This window comes from Enterobacter sp. DC4, from assembly GCF_000568095.1.
GTDB lineage: Bacteria > Pseudomonadota > Gammaproteobacteria > Enterobacterales > Enterobacteriaceae > Enterobacter > Enterobacter pseudoroggenkampii.
In genome coordinates, this window is record NZ_AZUB01000006.1 from 223,772 (window position 1) to 240,760 (window position 16,989).

Below are 16,989 nucleotides of genomic sequence, written 5' to 3' on the forward strand. Positions count from 1 at the left end.
TGCCGCCACGTCACGCTGACTGATTTTCATTTTTCCACTCCCGTCCGGTTGCTGCCTGCTGCTGTTGCTGCATACGGCTGTTGTTCAGCGCCTGGGCTTTTGGCGCGTCCATCACCAGCATCCCCTCTTTCAACACCACTACACGCTCCACCAGTTCCAGAACCGGTACGCGATGCGTAGCGACAATCAGGGTGCGGTGCCCGAGCCAGTCGCCCAGGCGCTGGATAAATTCCCGCTCGGTGTGCTCGTCGAGCGACGCGGTGGGTTCATCCATCAGCACGATATTCGGATCGCGCAGGAGCATTCGCGCCAGCAGAATCGACTGGCGCTGCCCGCCGGATAACCCCACGCCGTTTTCCATGATCGGGTAGTCCAGCCCTTTGGGCAGCTTCTGCACGAAGCCCGCCGCACCGGTCAGCTCCAGTGCCTCAAAGATCTCTTCGTCGGTGGCGCGCGGCATGCCGAGGGTAATGTTTTCGCGCAGGGTGCCGTAAAACAGCCGGGCGTTCTGGGTCATAAAGCCGACGTTGCGCCGGACGTCGGCAACGTCGAGATGCGGCAGGCTGAAGTTATCAAGTCGCAGCTCGCCGGCTGCCAGATCCATCCCGCCCGCCATGGCCTGCAGCAGGGTCGATTTGCCCGCGCCGTTGCGCCCGAGGATCGCCACTTTCTCACCCGGCCGGATCTCCAGCCGGTTAATGCGCAGTGCCATACGCGGATCGTCCGGCTGATAGCGGAACTGCGCCTGCTCGAAGAGGTAGTGACCGCGCAGCACGTCCTGGCGGATCGGTGTCTCCTCGCGCTGGTTTTCGGTGGGAAGCTGCATGATGCTGTCCAGCCCCTCTTTTGCCGCTTTGACCTGCTGCCAGCGCGCCAGCACGCCGCACAGCGTCGCCATCGGGGCGATCATGCGGGAGGCCAGCATCGACGCGGCGACCACCGAGCCGGTGGTCAGGGTGCCGTCGATCACCATCGGCGCGCCGACCACAATCACTCCGGCGTAAACCAGGCTCTGGATGGTCATCCCCCAGCTAATCAGGTTCTGCGTCAGCTCGCGGGTGCGCAGGCCTGATTCGGCGGTGATCTGGATATAGCTGTTCCACTGCTGCAAAAAGCGGTTTTCCGCCTGCATCAGCTTGATGTCCTCCAGCCCCTGCACGCTCTCCACCAGCACCGCGTTGCGCAGGGTCGATTCATGAGCCGACTGTTTCGCCAGCTCCGCTAGCTTCTTCTGCAGCAGCAGGCCGGGCAGGACCATGATCACCGCCGCGACCGGGGCGATCCACGCCAGCTGCGGGGCGATGATCGCCAGCACCACCACGAACAGTAAAAAGAAGGGCAGGTCGACAATCGTCGAGATGGTGGATGAGGTGACCATCTCGCGGATCTGCTCCAGCTCGCGTAGCTGTGAGATAAAGCTCCCGGTGGATCGGGGGATCGCGCTGTTGCGCAGCCGCAGCGCGTGGCCGAATACGCGATCCGAGACGCGCATATCCGAGCGCTTGCCCAGCAGATCCATAATGTGCCCGCGCGCCACGCGCAGCACAAAGCCAAACAGGGTGGCAATCAGCACCCCGATGGTCAGGACGTACAGCGTCGGGTAGGACTGGGCGGGGATCACCCGGTCATACACCTGCATGGAAAAGACAATGCCGGAGAGGGAGAGCACGTTGATAAACAGCGCGGCCAGCATCACCCAGCTGTAGGGGCGGAGATCGCGCATCACCAGGCGGTAGAGCCAGTCCGGCCGGTATTTTGAGATATAGGCGTCCACGCGGCTGTCCTTCAGTGCGGCGAGTGGACGCAGGGCAATAACGTGGCGGATAGCGGGCAGCATCGCCGTCATCGACAGCCGGTTGGTGTAGGTCTCATCGCCGAAAAAGCTGACTTCCAGCGTGTCGTCGCCGTCGAAGTGCTCGATCGCGCCGACCCGGCCGTCATTCAGCGCCACCACCACCGGCAGACGCCAACTGTTGATCGACTGCTGGTCAGCGGTGAGCAGTTGAAACGACAACCCCGCCTCACGCGCCAGCTGGGTGAGGGCGGGTACCATCGGTTTGCCTTTCAGCCACGGTGCGCCTGCGATCAGCGCGCCGGGCGAGCAGGCGACGCGGTAGCGGGTGGCGATAAAGCCAAAGGCCTGCGCCCACTGCGCCAGCGCCTCATCCGTCATGTTTTCACCTTGCGGGATATCACGCTGCTTCATGGCTGGATCTCCACGGTCTGGATGGTGCGGTTATCAAGATCGAACGCATGACGCAACTGTCCGGTGTTATACAGGCAGTTGAGCTGCAGCTGGTGCAGCTGACCGAGGGTCTGCTGCTGGGTGAAGCGCGCCTGATAGACCTCCTGTTCGGCGTTGAGCACGTCGAGCAGCGGGCGTGAGCCGAGGTCAAGATATTGCTGCTGGTACAGCTCACGGGTGCGGGCGCTGAGGGCTTCCTGGCGGCCCTGGATTTGCAGCGTGCTTTGCAGACTCATCACCTGGCTACGGGCTTCCAGCAGTTTCTGGCGGACATCAAGGCGCGTGCGCTGAATGGTGGACTGCGCCGCCTCCACCGCGTGTCCGGCAGCGTTACGCCGGGCGGTGAGGCCGCCGCCCTGATAGAGCGGCATCTGCACTTTCACCCAGGCGGAATACTGGGTGCGATCCCGCGTTTCGCTGCCTGCATAGCGGTCATTCATGTAGTGACGCACCTCCGGCTCCAGTGAGACGGTTGGCGTCATCTGCGCATCGGCGTAGTCGAGGTTAGCCTGGGCGACGTTAGCCTGCGCCCAGGCAGCGAGAACGGCGGGAACCAGACGGTCGTCTGGCTCGGCGATATCGCAGCTCCGACCCAGCTTTTGCGGAAAGTCATTGCTGATCGTGTTCAGGCTGTTCCAGCCGAGAAAGCTCATCAGCGTGGCGCGGGCGCTGTCGAGGCTGGCCTGGTACTGCATCAGCTGGGCGCGAGCGCCTTCGATACGCGCATCGGTCTGCACCACGTCAGAGAGCGACGTGGCGCCCTCGTCGTTACGCTGGCGGGTCAGCGTGCCGATGGAAGAGAGGGCTTCAAGCTGCTCTTTGGCGGTGTCGACCATCTGCTGCCAGGTTTGCACCTGTACCATGGCGACGGCGGTATCGTGGGCGATGGTGTCGATACTCACCAGCACGTTGGCCTGCTGCTGGGCAACGCCAGCGCTCTCGGCGCGCACCTGGCTGGCTACTTTGCCAAAGTCGTAGAGCATTTGTGAGAGAGAAAGCACCAGCGATGGCGTAAAGCCGTTCTGATCGCCGTCGTGGGAATAACCGTTGTCCACGCCGGCATTAATCTGCGGATAGTATTTTGATTTCGCGACGTCCACCTCTTCGCTCTGCTGGTAGAGTTTCCCCACGGCTTCGCTGATAGCCGGGTGCCAGGTGACGGCGCGGTTGACGGCCTCGCCAAGCTGCAATGAACCGGGAGCGGCGTTGCCTGCTACCGGGGCCACGCGACCGTTGAGTGAGGGGAGTTCCTGCGTTTCGCGAAGCTGTCCGGTATTGATGGTCGCCGCCGGATTTGCACAGAAAGCGGGCACAGATATCAGGCAGCACGAGAGCCACCAGTAAGGCATCTTCATTCCCATGTCATGTCCCTAATAAAAAGAGTACGGCTTTATTATTTATGCCCGGGCGCTGTGCGCCCGGGTCATCTCTTGCAGGTGCTATCAGGTAATGATGTGTTGCTGGTTAACAAGCTCGTCGTAGGTGGTCTGAACGCCATCAAGCGTAACGAGCGTGGTATTAGTGTAGGTGGACCCTGCACCGTCACGGTCGATGGAGATCACGGTATTGCCATTACTATTAGTGACATGGAGATAATTTCCCAGCGTCGAGGCGCTACCGTTCCAGCCCACCAGCAGATCGCCGATGTCGATCTTGTCTCCCTGCGCCAGCGAGAAGCCAGTCCAGTGATCGCCCGCGGCGCTGCTGGTGTTACCCGCCGTGGCATTCCCCACCGTACTGTTCAGCACCTGATAAATCAGCGTGTCGCCGTAGGCGGTGCCGGTAATGACGTCGTTATGTTCCGAGCTGATGAACTGCGGCGCCATGTTGATGGTCAGCGTGGCGCTGTCCGTCTTCCCGGTCGCATCGGTCAGGGTGTAGTTGAAGGTCTCCTTAGAGGTGATGGATGAGAGCGATACCCCGCTGTTGAGGGTATAGGTGTAATGACCGTCTGCACCGATCGCCAGGATGCCGTAATGGCCGGTGATGTTCACCGTTGCGCTGCCGGTATACGGATCCAGCGTGGTGCTGACGCCGTTGTAGCCGGTCACGCTCAGGCGGGTATCCACCGAGTGGAGCTGATCCAGTACGCCGCCCGAGTCGGTACCGTCGAAGATATTGCCGTTGACGGTGTGGCTGCCGGTCGCGTCGAAATCAGTCAGCGAGTAGGTGGTACCGTTCACGCTTGGCGTGATGGTGATGTTCCCGACGCTGAGCCCCGGTACGCTACCGGTAAAGCTCAGCGTATAGGTCCCGGCGTTGAGATCCAGCCCGGTCAGCGGAACGTCGATACTGCCGCCCAGCAGCGAGCCGCCGCTGAAGGAGCCGCTGCGGATCGCACCTGAGCTGTCGCTGATTGTCCAGTTCACCGTCAGCCCGCCCAGCGCCAGCAGAGAGGCCACGCTAAAGTGCAGCGACGCGTTGTGCAGCGCGGTGTTCGGGTCGACCACGAAGGTGCCACTGCCGCTGCCCTGGGTTGACGAGAGCAGGGCCGTCGTCCAGCTGGCGACGCCCACGGTGGTATCGGAGTAGACCGACGTGTGATGCACCGAGGTGACGTCCATTGCGGCGCTGACGTCGTTGACCGCATTCATCGCCTGTGCGGTTGGGGTGATGTTAAGCGATGCCGTATCCTTCGATCCGTCAGGCGCGGTAACGGTATAGACGAAGGTGTCCGGCGTGCTGATATGGTCCGCCCCCACGCCGCTCCTCAGGGTATAGGTGTACTGGCCGGACGAATTAATGGTCAGCGTGCCGTATTCTCCCTGAATGGCGGTGGTTCCACTGCTGTTGACAGCTACGCCGTTCACTTCGGTAACCAGCGTGCCCGCCGGAACCGGGTCATTCGCCAGCACGTCGCCCGTGGTGGTTTCGCTGATACTCGCCACGCTGTAGACATGATCCTGCAGGACGCTCAGCGTGTAGCCCGTCAGGACGGCGATCCCCGATGCGGTATTGAGTAAGAACAGGTACTCCCCGGCAGGCAGATTCAGCGTCAGCTGGGATGACGTGCCCCCCAGCAGCGGGGCGCGCAGCCAGCCCGACTCGACGCGAACCTGCTCGAAGGTTTGGGTGGCGTTGTTGAACTTATAGACATACAGATCGAATACCGACGCCAGCGCCACGCCGCCCACGGAGGCCTGGATGGTCATGGTGCGGGTCGTGCCTTCCTCCACGTTATAAATAATCGGGTTGGTCATGTCGTCCAGCAGGTTAAGCCCCAGCGTGTTGCCGAGATTAATGCCCACCACGGTAAAGCCGCCCTGCGACGAGGCGCCGTTATTGATTTCGTGCACGCTGGTGTCGAAGGTCAGGGCGTTGGTGTCGTCAACGGCGACAATACCGTTGACTACCGTACCGGCACCCAGGGACAGCACCAGCTGTGCCGACGCGCTGACGCCGTTATGGGTGATGGTGTAGGTGAAGCTCTCCGTGCGGCCAATGACCGCGGCGCTGGTGTCGGTCAGGCTGTAGGTGTAGCTGCCGTCGCGGTTAATGGTCAGCGTACCGTACTGGCCCTGAATCACCGTGCCGTCGGCGTTCACGCTGGTGGTGACGCCCTGGGCGTTAGTGACCGCGGAGAGGGTGGTTCCGGCCGGCGCGTTGTCGCTGCCGGCGGTTGGATCGTTATCAAGGATCACGTTGCCGTTGTGGCTGGTTTCACCGGTGACCGTACCCGGACCGGTCTCTTTCACGGCCACGTCGAGGCTAGTGTAGGAGCCGGTCGCCAGCAGGTTGGTGTTGTAGCTGAGCACGCGGTAGTTGCCGTCAGCCAGCCCGGTCAGGTTCAGCGACACGCCGGTAGCGCCGAGGGTCAGCAGATCGGCAAACTGCGGTTGGCCGGTATCCACCACGGTGGTCCACGCACCGTTGACGTAATGCTGAACCACCAGCTCAAGGGTATTGAGCAGAGAGAGCACTGCCCCCGTGGCGTTGGCGTTCACCACGATATCCGCGCTGCCGCCGCTGCCCACCGTGAAGTTCACCTGTGCGGTGTCATTGCCCAGCAGCGTCAGGACGTTGCCGACGGCGCCGACCAGCAGGAAGCCGTAATCGCTGTACTGGCTGTTGGTCACGGTTGCCGTGGTGCTGAGGTTCAGCTCTTCGACGTTATTGCTGGCGGAGAGCGGCAGCACCGGTGCAAGGGCGGAGCCGGGCAGCGAGGTGTTGCCCGCGACGTCGGTGGCGGTGATCTGCAGCGTTTGGCCTTCGGTCTGCTTGTTCGTGAAGGTGTAGCTGTACGTGCCGTTGCTGCCCGCCGTGGCGGTCACCGTTGAGCCGTCAGCGAGACGAATAGCGACGGTGCTGCCTGCTTCGGCAGTCCCGGACAGGATGCTACCGTCAGCGTTGAAGGTCCCGGTCGGTGCCGTTGGCGCGATCGTATCGACGATAATCGTCGTTACGGCTGACGCCACGCTGGTGTTGCCCGCTGCATCTGTGGCCGTGGCGGTGAAGTTATGCGTGCCTTCCGCCAGCGTGGTGGTGGTTTGCGGCAGGGTCCAGTTGCCGCTGGCATCGGCGGTGACGGTGCCCACGAGCGTAATGCCATCGTAGATCCGCACCGTGGCATTCGCTTCGGCGGTCCCGTTCAGCGTTGGACGTGTGTCGTTGGTCGGGTTCGTGCCGGTTACCGGTCCGGTAACGCTGCCGACATCATCAATGACCGAGCTGATGACCGGCGCGGCTGGTGGGAGGGTATCGACGTTAATCACATACCCGGCGGTTGGCGCGCTGGCGTTGCCCACCGCATCGGTGGCGGTAAAGGTTAAATTATGCGAACCGTTGCCCAGCGCCGGGGATGGCGTAAAGCTCCACGCCCCACCGGTCGCCGTCACGCTGCCGATTTGCACGCCGTTATCAAAGATTTTCACCGTGGCTCCGGCTTCCGCCGTGCCGGTGAGGGTTGGCTGAGCATCGTTGGTCACACCGCCGTTGGCGATCGGCGTGGCGGCATTGCCTACGTCATCCACAATACTGGTCAGCACCGGCAGCGCAGGCGGCGTGGCGTCGACGGTGAGGCTAAAGCTTGCCGACGACACGCTGGTGTTGCCTGCCGCATCTATGGCCTGCGCGGTGAAGCTGTGCGGACCACTCGCCAGCGTGGTGGTGAGCAAGATACTCCAGCTCCCGCCGCTATCCGCGGTGCCCGTTCCGACAAGCGTGCTTCCCTCGTAGATCTTCACGGTGGCAAACGGTTCGCTGGTTCCGACAAGCCGCGGTACGGTGTCGTCGGTAGTCTGCCCTGACGTGAGCGGGCCGGTGATGCTGCCCACGTCGTCGATTGCCTGGCTGATAACCGGCGCGTTCGGTGCCGCGGTATCAACAATCAGGGTAAAGTTCGGCGAGGTCGGGCTGACGTTGCCCGCCGCATCGGTGACCGTGGCGGTCCAGGTATGGCTGCCGCTGGCCAGCGGCGTTGACGGCGTAAAGCTCCATGCGCCGGTCCCGTCCGCCTGTACGGTGCCAACCGGCTGCCCGTTCTCATACACGGTGACCGTGGCGTTAGCGGTCGCAGTGCCGTTCAGCGTCGGCGTGGTGTCGTCAGTGCTCTGCCCGGAAGAGAGCGGGGTTTGAATGCTGCCCACGTTGTCAGCCGCGGTCGAAATGACCGGCGCTGACGGCGCGACCGTATCCACCGTCAGGTTAAACGGCGCCGTCGTGCTGCCGGTGTTACCAGCCACGTCGGTGGCGTTGAAGGTGATCGCGTGCGGCCCTTCGCCCAGATCGGTGCCCGGGGTGAAGGTCCAGTTGCCCTGGGCATTCACCACCGCCGTGCCAATTTCGCTGCCGTCGACAATAACATGCACCGTGGCACCCACGTCGCCCGTACCGTTGAAGGTCGGACGCGCGTCGTTGGTGGTGTTGCCCGACGTGAGCGTCCCGGTGACGGGGGCGACATCGTCAATGACGCTCGTCACCACCGGTACGCCGGGGGCTACGGTATCGACGGTAAAGGCGAACACCGAGGAGTTAGCCGAGGCGTTGCCTGCTGCATCCGTGGCATACGCGCGCAGGGCGTAGCTGCCGTCGTCCAGCGGCGCGGTCGGCGTAAAGGACCAGTTCCCGCTTCCGTCAACGGTTGCAGTGCCAATTTCCGTACCGTTGTTCGTGATGTGAACAGTGCTGCCTGCCAGCCCGGTGCCGCTGATGGTTGGGGTGTTGTCGTTGGTCACCTGGCCGCTGGTGAGGTTGCCCGTGACGCCGCCAGGGACGTTGTCGTTCACATTATCCAGCGTCGGAACCGTCGGTGCCGTCAGGTCAACCACCACGCTCCAGGGGGCTGAGACCGCGCTGACGTTGCCCTGCGGGTCGGTCGCCCGGACGGTGAAGCTGTGCGAGCCTTCGCCGAGCGCGGTGTCAGGGGTAAACGTCCATGCGCCGGTGCTATCAGCCGTCACTACGGCAATCTGCGTGCCGCCGTCGAAAATGTTCACCACGCTGTTTGCGTCCGCTGTCCCCGAAAGGGTTGGCGTGGCGTCATTCGTCTCAGTGCCGCTGACCACAGTGGTGGCGACGTTACCGACATTGTCCGTGACGTTGGTAATAACCGGCGTGGCGGAAACGGAGTCCACCACGACGGTGAAGCCCGCCGAAGGGCCGCTCTGGTTGCCCGCTGGATCGGTCTCGTGGATGGTCAGGACGTTATTACCTTCCGCCAGGACCGGCGTGGTATAGCTCCAGTTACCGGTATTGCCGATCACCACGCTGTCCAGCAGCACGCCGTTGTTGTAGATGGAGATGGTATCGCCCACCGCGCCGGTGCCGGTGAGGGTCGGCTGGTTGTCGTTGGTGGTCTGGCCGCTGGTCAGCGGACCGGTGCCTGGGCCGACGTCGTCAATCACGGCGCCGATGGTCGGCGTGCCCGGTGCGGTGAGGTCAACGGTAACGCTGGCCGCCGGAGAGCGACCGCTGGTCAGGCCGTTGAGGGTCGCGGTCACCTCAAAGGTGTGCAGCCCCTCGCCAAGCGTGGTCGACGTATAGCTCCAGTTGCCGCTGCCGTCGGCAGTGACTGTCGAGACGGGCGTTACGCCACCGTCCTGATAGATGGCGATCAGGCTTCCCGCCTGAGCCGTGCCGGTAAGGGTAGGGGTGGTGTCATTGGTGGTTTTGTCTTTCACATCGCCGACGATCGGGGCGACGTCGTCGTTGATCGCCGTGATGACGGGCACCTGCGGCAGGTCGAGCGGTGAATCGATAACGATAAAGGACGTGCCAGGGCTGGCATTTCCTGCGGCATCGGTAGCGCTTACGGTCAGCGTGGTCGGATCCAGCTGCGCCGGGCTCAGCGCAATGGAGAAGCTGCCGTTGCTTGCGACAACGCCGGTACCAATGACGGTCCCGCCGCTGTCTTTCACGGTAATGGTGGTTCCCGCTTCGGCATTACCGGTCAACGGGGTCCCCTCCAGTGCCAGGGACATGTTGATCGGGTCGGCAGGTACGGCGGTGTCCACCGTCACGCTCAGCGGCGTCGAGTTTCCGGATGCGTTACCCGCAGGATCGACAGACGAGACGGTGAAGGTGTGCGCACCATCCGACAGCGTTGTGCCTGCCGTCCAGCTCCAGCTGCCGTCCGGCTGTATCGTCACCGGCACGCCCGACGGGGTACCGTCGATGGAGACGATAACGGTGGTGCCGGGTTCGCTGGTTCCGGTAAGGGTCGGCGTGCCGTCGCGGGTATAGAGCACGTTGTTGGTGAGCTGGCTGTCTGAAACGGCATTAATCTGCGGAATCCCAGGCGCAACGGTATCCAGCGTGACGGTAAAGACCGCACTCGGCGCGCTGAGATTGCCCGCCGCATCCACGCCCGCCACGGTAATGTTCAGCGGGCCGTCCGTTTGCGTTGGAAGCGTCAGGCTCCATTCTCCGTTAACCACCGCGACACGGCCCAGCTCGACGCCGTTGTTGTAGACGATCACCGTCTCACCGTTAACGCCAGTTCCGCCCACTGTCGGCGTGGTATCCGTGATGTAGCCCCCGTTCGGCTCGCCGCCCACGGCACCAATCACTGGCGTATCCGGCGCCACGGTGTCCACGTTGATCGTAATTGCCGGTGACGCGGCAGAGACGTTGCCCGCCTCATCGGTGGCGGTGGCGGTATAGACGTGGCTGCCCTCCGCAATATTAATGTCTGGACGCCAGCTCCAGTTGCCGTTGTTGTCTACCGTGACGGTGCCAACGATAGTCGGCGTGCCGCCGTTGACGGTGTCAGTGATGTTGATAACGTCGTTCGGCGTACCGGTGCCGCTCAGTACCGGGCGCGGATCGTTGGTGATGCCGCCATCGGGAACGGGGCCGGTGATCTGGGTGACGCTGTCGGTGACGATCGGTGCCGCAGGCGTAGCCGGAGGATCGGTATCAATGGTGATGGTGACCGGCTGCGACGGGGCGCTTTCGTTGCCCGTGCCGTCCATGTTGGTGACGGTCAGGGTGATGTCATAGGTGCCGCCGGGCAGCGGGGAGGGCGGCGTCCAGGACCAGGTGCCGGTATTGTCCACGACAGCGTCACCGATTTTGACGCCGTTGTTGTAGATCGTCACGGTATCACCCGCCGTGCCGGTACCGCTCAGGGTTGGCGTGGTGTCGCGGGTGGTTTCCCCCGGGTTCAGTGGCGTTTGCGTTGTGCCGCCGTCAGGATTGACGGTGATGGCCGGGACGTCAGGCGTCGCAGGCGCGACGGTATCCACCGTCAATACAAACGGGCTGGAGATAGTGGTATTGCCGGCGGCATCCGTGGCGTGAACCGTCAGCGAATGCGGGCCGTCGGTGAGCGGGGTGACCGGCGTAAAGCTCCAGCCGCCGCTGCCGTCGAGGGTGGCGGTGCCGAGCAGGGTTGTGCCGTCATAGACGGTGATCACCGCATCCGCCGGAGCGGAGCCCTGCAGCAGCGGTTGGGTGTCATCCGTGGTATCGCCGCTGTTGAGCGTGCCCTGAACGCCGCCGACGTCATCGAGCGCGGCAGTGATGGTCACCGCCCCAGGCGGTGTGGTATCGACAATAACGTTGAAGTCGGCAGACGGCAGGCTGGTGTTGCCCGCTGCGTCGGTGGTGACGACGGTGAAGGTATGAGGCCCTTCGCCAAGCGGTACGGTGGGGGTATAGGTCCACACGCCGTTGTTGTCGACCAGGGCCGTGCCAAGAACGCTGCCATCCAGGCGGATGGTGACCGTCGAGCCCGGTTCAGCGGTGCCGTTGAGCGTCGGCGTGGTGTCGTTGGTGCTGTCGTTGGAGTTGAGCGCGCCGACGCGCTCGGGCGCATCATCTATCACCAGGGTAATCACCGGAGCGGCAGGCGCGACGCTGTCAATCGTCAGAGTCCAGGCGTTGGAGACGCCGCTGGTGTTACCTGCCGCGTCGGTCGCGACGGCGGTCAGGGCGTGGGTACCCTCACCGATTGGCGAGGAAGGCGTAAAGATCCATACGCCGAGGCCGTTGGCGACGGTCGTACCAATAGCCACACCGTCCACGCGGAGGGTGACCGTCGCGTTTGGCTCGGCGGTACCGCTGAGCGTCGGGGTGGCGTCGTTGGTCGTGTCATTTGGGTCGAGCAAGCCAACAATTCCACCGGGCACATCGTCCACGACTTGTGAAATCACTGGGGCGTCAGGTGCCGTCCCGTCGACGTTAATTATCCACGCGGCTGAGATTCCGCTTTGGTTACCGGCGGCATCCGTCGCCTTTGCCGTGAGCACGTAGGTGCCATCGGCCAGCGGTGAGGGCGGCGTAAAGCTCCACAGGCCGGAGGAAGGAACCACCACCGTGCCGAGGATAACGCTTCCGTTAGAAATCGTGATGGTTGTGCCCGCCTCGCCCGTTCCGTTCACGGTGGGCGCCCGGTCGTTGGTAAGCCCGTTCGGGCCCACGGGGCCGGTGGCGGCTTCCACGTCATCAATCACAGATACGATAACTGGCGTCTGCGGTGGGGTAATATCCGGTGCCGCCGCGGAGGTGGTTGGACTCGTGTTGCCTGCCGTGTCGGTAGCGTCTGCCGTCAGGATTTCGCCGTTGAGCTTCGGCGGGGTCAGCGTCAGGCTGAAGTTACCCTGGCTATCGGCAACAGCTGTGCCAAGGGTGACATCGCCTTCACGGATGGTCACCGTGCTGCCGGCTTCTGCAATGCCGCTGATGGTGCCGCCATCATTCGAAACCACGAGGTTTCCAGGGGCTGACGGCGGGGTAGTATCCACAGTAAAGGTGATAGGTGCTGATGCCGAACTCTGGTTTCCGGCGGCATCGGTTTCAGTGACGGTGATGGAGTGCGTCCCGTCCGGGAGCGGAGCGTTTGGCGTAACGCTCCAGGTGCCGTTGGGCAGCACCGTCGTTGTGCCAATCGCCACGCCGTTATCGTAAATGGTGATGGTTCCACCGGGCTCGCCCGTTCCCGCCAAAATTGGTTTTGACGCATCGGTAGGCGTGCCCGACGTAATGGTGCCCCTGATAAGGCCCGTGTCATCGGTCAGCACAATCGCGGTCGGTGCGTCCGGCGGAGTAAGATCCACCGTAAGCGTAAACACCGGTGAGGCTGGGCCGGTGTTGCCGGCGGCGTCGGTTGCCTTCACGGTAATCTGGTGAGTGCTTTCACTCAGGTCAACTGACGGGGTAAAGGTCCAGGTGCCATTGCTGGCGACGACCGCCGTACCAATGGCTATCCCGCCGTCATAAATCGTCACGGTGGAGCCTGCTTCGGCGGTGCCGGTGAGCTGTGGCCGCTGATCGTTGGTGCTGCCGCCGTTGGTCACCGTCCCTGTCAGAGGGGCAATATCGTCGATTACGCTGCCAATCGTTGGCGCATCGGGTGCGGTGAGATCCGGTGCGGTGATACTTGTGCCCTGGCTGGTATTCCCGGCGTTATCCGTCGCCGTGGCCGTCACGTGCTCGCCGTTGATCAGCGGTGTTCCGAGGGAGACGGTAAAGTTGCCGTCGCTGCCCGTTTTTCCGGTGCCAATGACATTGCCGTTCGCGTCTTTCAGCGTGATGGTGCTGCCGGGTTCGGCAGTACCGGTAACGGTTTTACCATCTGCCGAGAAACGAAGGCTGGAGGGGGCATTCGGCGGTGTCGTATCCGGATCGGCAGGATCGACAGGAGTGTTGGGGTTGGTGCTGTTGTTATTATCGCCACCTCCTCCACCGCCGCCGGTACTTGCCGCAGCCGCGATACCGCCTGCAGCGACAATACCGCCGAGGGCCCATGGCCAGAAGGCGGCGCCACCGGCATCACTTCCTGACGCCGCAAGCAGCACGTCCGTAGACGCGATAGATTCGTAGGTGGCGGCCCCGGCGGGATCTTCAATCCACCATAATGCGCCGTTGCTGTCCTCCAGAACCAGCTGGCTTACCCCCTGCGCGTCCGTGACGTAGAAATTTTTTACAGTGATCACCTCACCGGAGTGCAATGTCACCAGCAGATCGTTACCGCTTCGCGCGAAGTGGGAGACACTCGCTCGCTCTACATGAAGTTCAACGATGGAGGAATGGCTCAGCGTGACCTGTGTGCCTTCCATTTTCGTTTCCACGCCAGTAAGTTTCGAGATAACAGAGATTTGGCTCATTTAGTTATTACTCCAGCAGATGTGTCATGAACGGCGAGCAAGACGAGCCATCTCTGCAGAAGGTAAAGGGCGCCCCCGGCGCAGTCGCTGTTAGAACGCAGCACTGACCGTTTTTTAGCGCGCACGATGCCCGCCAGGATTCAGAGTGGCAACATCAGAACGAATCTAATTTTTATGCAAGAGAACCGTTTTATTCGTGTTTTATGTTTTGTAAAACCCTGTAATTAATAGAGGAATTATTTTTGAGGATATAAAATTGATATAGACAGAAAACATGGGTTGTGCAAATTAAGCTTTCGCAAATAAGTGCGAAAACAAGGTGGAAGGCATTGATATATTGATGTCGTCAATAATTAGGCTGATGCAATCAGTTGTTTTATATGTCTTTAATTTTAGTATGTAATGTTTTTTCTTAGCGTGGTTTACGCACTGCGATAATTGGTAGGGAATGTTTTGAATATAATGTAAAACGATATTCTTTAGGTTTGCTTAATGTTCATTTAAGTTAAGGTAACGTTTTTGATATAAAATATATTATGTCACTTGGACTATAAAATATATTCTTATGTGAAGTTAAAACTCTGCTATCACGCGAAATAATAACGTTAAGGAGAGGATGAGATAACCTGATTTATTTTCATTGGGCTACAACGTCAGCATGATTTCGCGGCAGCAAAAAAATGACGCGGAGAATGAATAAAACTCATCAGTCGGACGTTTACTGACGTCACTCCCCACTCACCCTGGAGCTTTATATGAACACGACCTCGTTTCGTTTGATCCCGGTGCTGGTTTTTTCCCTGCTGTCCCCACTGGCGCTGGCGATGGGCAATAATAGTACCGAGAGCAAAACGCCTGATTGTCCTTCCGGACAGGTGTATGACAGCGCTACTCAGAAATGCGTGCCGGACAAGAGCAGCAGCCTCAGCGACCAGGACAAAACCAACTATGCGTACCATCTCGCGAAGAAAGGAGAGTACCAGGCGGCGCTGAATCTGCTTGATTCGCTGAAAAATGGCAATACGGCTGAAGCGTGGAACTATCGCGGGTTCGCCACGCGCAAACTTGGTCGTACGGACGAAGGCATTGGTTACTATCAGCGTGCGCTGGCTATCGCCCCGGATTATGCCAAAGCCCGGGAATATCTCGGTGAAGCGTGGATGGTAAAAGGACGTCCTGACCTCGCGAAAGAACAGCTGAAGGTCATTGCCGGTATTTGTGGCCAGTCCTGCGAGGAGTACCGTGACCTGCAGGCCGCCATTAACGGACATCCGGAATCCTGATTTTCTCGTGGAGGGAAAGCCCATCGCTACCAGTGAGGTTCGTCAACAGTTAGCCGCACATCTGTCGCGTCTCTGGCGCTATGGGCTGGTGCTGTCGCGAAACAGGGATATCGCTGAAGAGCTGGTTCAGTCCACCTGCGTGCGTGCGCTTGAAAGGAGTAGCCAGTATACCCCAGGCACACGCATCGACAGGTGGCTGTTCGCGATACTGCACTCCATCTGGATCTCTGAGCTTCGGGCTCGACACGTGCGTCAGGGACAGGGATTTGTGGCCAGCGACGAGATTCTGGCACCGGACACCCGCGAACAGGATGAGACGCGTCTGCATTACCTTAAGGTGATGCAGCGCGTCAACACGCTGCCTGAAGCCCAGCGCAACGCGGTATTTTTGGTTTATGTCGAAGGATTTACCTACCAGGAGGCGGCGGACACCCTGGCGGTGCCGATCGGTACCGTGATGAGCCGGCTGGCAACGGCACGGGCGGCGCTTGCCAGGTCCGCTGACGCACTGCCTCCGGTAAAGGAGAAACGCTATTGAACGCGCACCGTTTTGCACCGCCCTATAACGACGACGCTATCGTGGCATGGATAGATGGCGAGATGTGCCGCGCCGACGCGCAGCATTTTGAAGAACAGTTGAAACGTGATGAACGCCTCGCCGGGCGAACCAACGAACTGATGAAAAGCAGCCAGGATTACGCCGGGGCGTTTGCCTCCCTGCTGGATGACGCGCCTCTGGAGACAATGCAGGCGCGTCTGGCTGCTATTCCCGAACCACAGTCCTCCACGGCGCCTGGCGTTAGCAGGCGGTCGCTGATTGCCGCATCGATCAGCTTTTTGATGATCGGCTCCGGGCTGGGCTACCTGCTGCGGCCCGCTTCCGCGCCAGCGGATGAGAACGCCCATATTCGCGACCTCGAAGCGCAATATATGTCCCTGTACAGCGTCGAGACGCTGCTGGATATGGACAGCGCAACGCCGATCCTGCAGCGCGGGCTGGAACGGGCCGCACAGGATATCGGCATAAAGCTGCACATGTCGAAGCTAGTCCTGCAGGGGGCAGAGTTGAAGATGGTGCGAATGCTGCGCTATGAAACCACCTCTATCGCGCAGATTGCCTGGATCAACGCCGACTTCGGCCCGATGGCGCTCTGTATTTCTCCTGTTGACGAAAAGACCAGGGCCTCTCTGCGCCAGGAGCAGCGGCACAGCATGAACCTGGCGTGGTGGCAGGAGGCGGGCTACCAGTTTGTCCTGATTGGTCGCAATCCACCGTCTCACCTGCGGGGAAATGCGGAGCAGCTACAGCGGCTCATTTCAGGATGACGGCACGTCGTTTGTCTTAATCGCAATGGCGATGGCAATACGATCGTCCACGACCAGCGCAAACTTATCCATCCCATAGGACGCGCGCGAGATCGCCGTGGTGGCATCCAGGGTGAGGACTTGCGCATGCGGGTCTTTCACCACGGCCTCCAGGAGCACCGGGCGGGCAATGTTACGCACGGGCAGCGTGCCGAACACCCTGAACCGCCCGTCACCCAGGGCGACCACGCGAGAGCTGATGAACTCGATAGTCGGGTAGTGCTCAGAATCAAAAAACATATCGCTTTTCAGCTGCCAGGTAAGCAGTTTGTTTGAGGCCACCAGAGTTGCTACGGGAATGGTGACGTGAATATGGTCGTCGACGTCGTTTTCCGCGTTGAGGGCCACGGCGCCCGTCACGCCGCTGAACGTCGCCCAGGAGAGGATACCGCCGAAGGCATGCCACGATAGCCGAATGGCGGTGTTGTCGGTGTCGATAATGTAGCTTTTTGGGGCAGCTAATGCCCACGGACAAAACAAAATCAGCACTATCACCAGGCGTCGCAGCATCTCAGGATCTCTTTTAGGGGGGCAGGGAGTAAACGCGTCA

General features: G+C 61.1%; 7 protein-coding genes. 3 read left to right on the forward strand and 4 right to left on the reverse strand.

Going from position 1 to position 16,989, the window contains the following annotated elements:
- Window positions 1–10: 10 nt before the first annotated feature.
- The 3 genes from P349_RS06280 to P349_RS06270 all read right to left on the reverse strand — a co-directional run bounded on the left by P349_RS06280 (window position 11) and on the right by P349_RS06270 (window position 13,791).
- Window positions 11–2,206 (reverse strand): type I secretion system permease/ATPase, encoded by a 2,196-nt coding sequence (locus tag P349_RS06280; RefSeq protein WP_024908316.1) that lies wholly within the window; start codon window positions 2,204–2,206, stop codon window positions 11–13.
- On the reverse strand, window positions 2,203–3,606 hold the full coding sequence (locus tag P349_RS06275) for a TolC family outer membrane protein (protein WP_032647949.1): 1,404 nt from the start codon (window positions 3,604–3,606) through the stop codon (window positions 2,203–2,205). Before P349_RS06275 ends, P349_RS06280 begins: the two co-directional genes overlap by 4 nt.
- A gap of 81 nt (window positions 3,607–3,687) precedes the next feature.
- Window positions 3,688–13,791, reverse strand: coding sequence for a BapA/Bap/LapF family large adhesin (locus P349_RS06270; protein WP_032647947.1), 10,104 nt, complete (start codon window positions 13,789–13,791; stop codon window positions 3,688–3,690).
- Window positions 13,792–14,546: 755 nt separating this feature from the next.
- On the opposite strand from P349_RS06270, the gene P349_RS06265 reads away from it, so the two are divergent.
- Genes P349_RS06265 through P349_RS06255 form a run of 3 tightly spaced genes read left to right on the forward strand, consistent with a single transcriptional unit; the run spans window position 14,547 to window position 16,400 of the window.
- Window positions 14,547–15,074: a tetratricopeptide repeat protein gene (locus P349_RS06265; protein WP_032647946.1), complete on the forward strand. Its 528-nt coding sequence runs from the start codon at window positions 14,547–14,549 to the stop codon at window positions 15,072–15,074.
- Between the two features lie 7 nt (window positions 15,075–15,081).
- A complete protein-coding gene (locus P349_RS06260; protein WP_081758218.1) occupies window positions 15,082–15,612 on the forward strand; it encodes an RNA polymerase sigma factor in 531 nt (176 codons plus the stop codon).
- Window positions 15,609–16,400: an anti-sigma factor family protein gene (locus P349_RS06255; protein WP_032647942.1), complete on the forward strand. Its 792-nt coding sequence runs from the start codon at window positions 15,609–15,611 to the stop codon at window positions 16,398–16,400. Before P349_RS06260 ends, P349_RS06255 begins: the two co-directional genes overlap by 4 nt.
- Here P349_RS06255 and P349_RS06250 read toward each other — a convergent pair.
- On the reverse strand, window positions 16,392–16,949 hold the full coding sequence (locus P349_RS06250) for a YceI family protein (RefSeq protein WP_032647940.1): 558 nt from the start codon (window positions 16,947–16,949) through the stop codon (window positions 16,392–16,394). The two genes, P349_RS06255 and P349_RS06250, sit on opposite strands and share 9 nt — an antisense overlap.
- Window positions 16,950–16,989 lie beyond the last annotated feature (40 nt).

Coding starts and splice junctions, on each gene's coding strand:
- P349_RS06280 (WP_024908316.1), bottom strand. CDS start 2,206: ATGAAGCAGCGTGATATCCCGCAAGGTGAAAACATGACGGATGAGGCG.
- P349_RS06275 (WP_032647949.1), bottom strand. CDS start 3,606: ATGGGAATGAAGATGCCTTACTGGTGGCTCTCGTGCTGCCTGATATCT.
- P349_RS06270 (WP_032647947.1), bottom strand. CDS start 13,791: ATGAGCCAAATCTCTGTTATCTCGAAACTTACTGGCGTGGAAACGAAA.
- P349_RS06265 (WP_032647946.1), top strand. CDS start 14,547: ATGAACACGACCTCGTTTCGTTTGATCCCGGTGCTGGTTTTTTCCCTG.
- P349_RS06250 (WP_032647940.1), bottom strand. CDS start 16,949: ATGCTGCGACGCCTGGTGATAGTGCTGATTTTGTTTTGTCCGTGGGCA.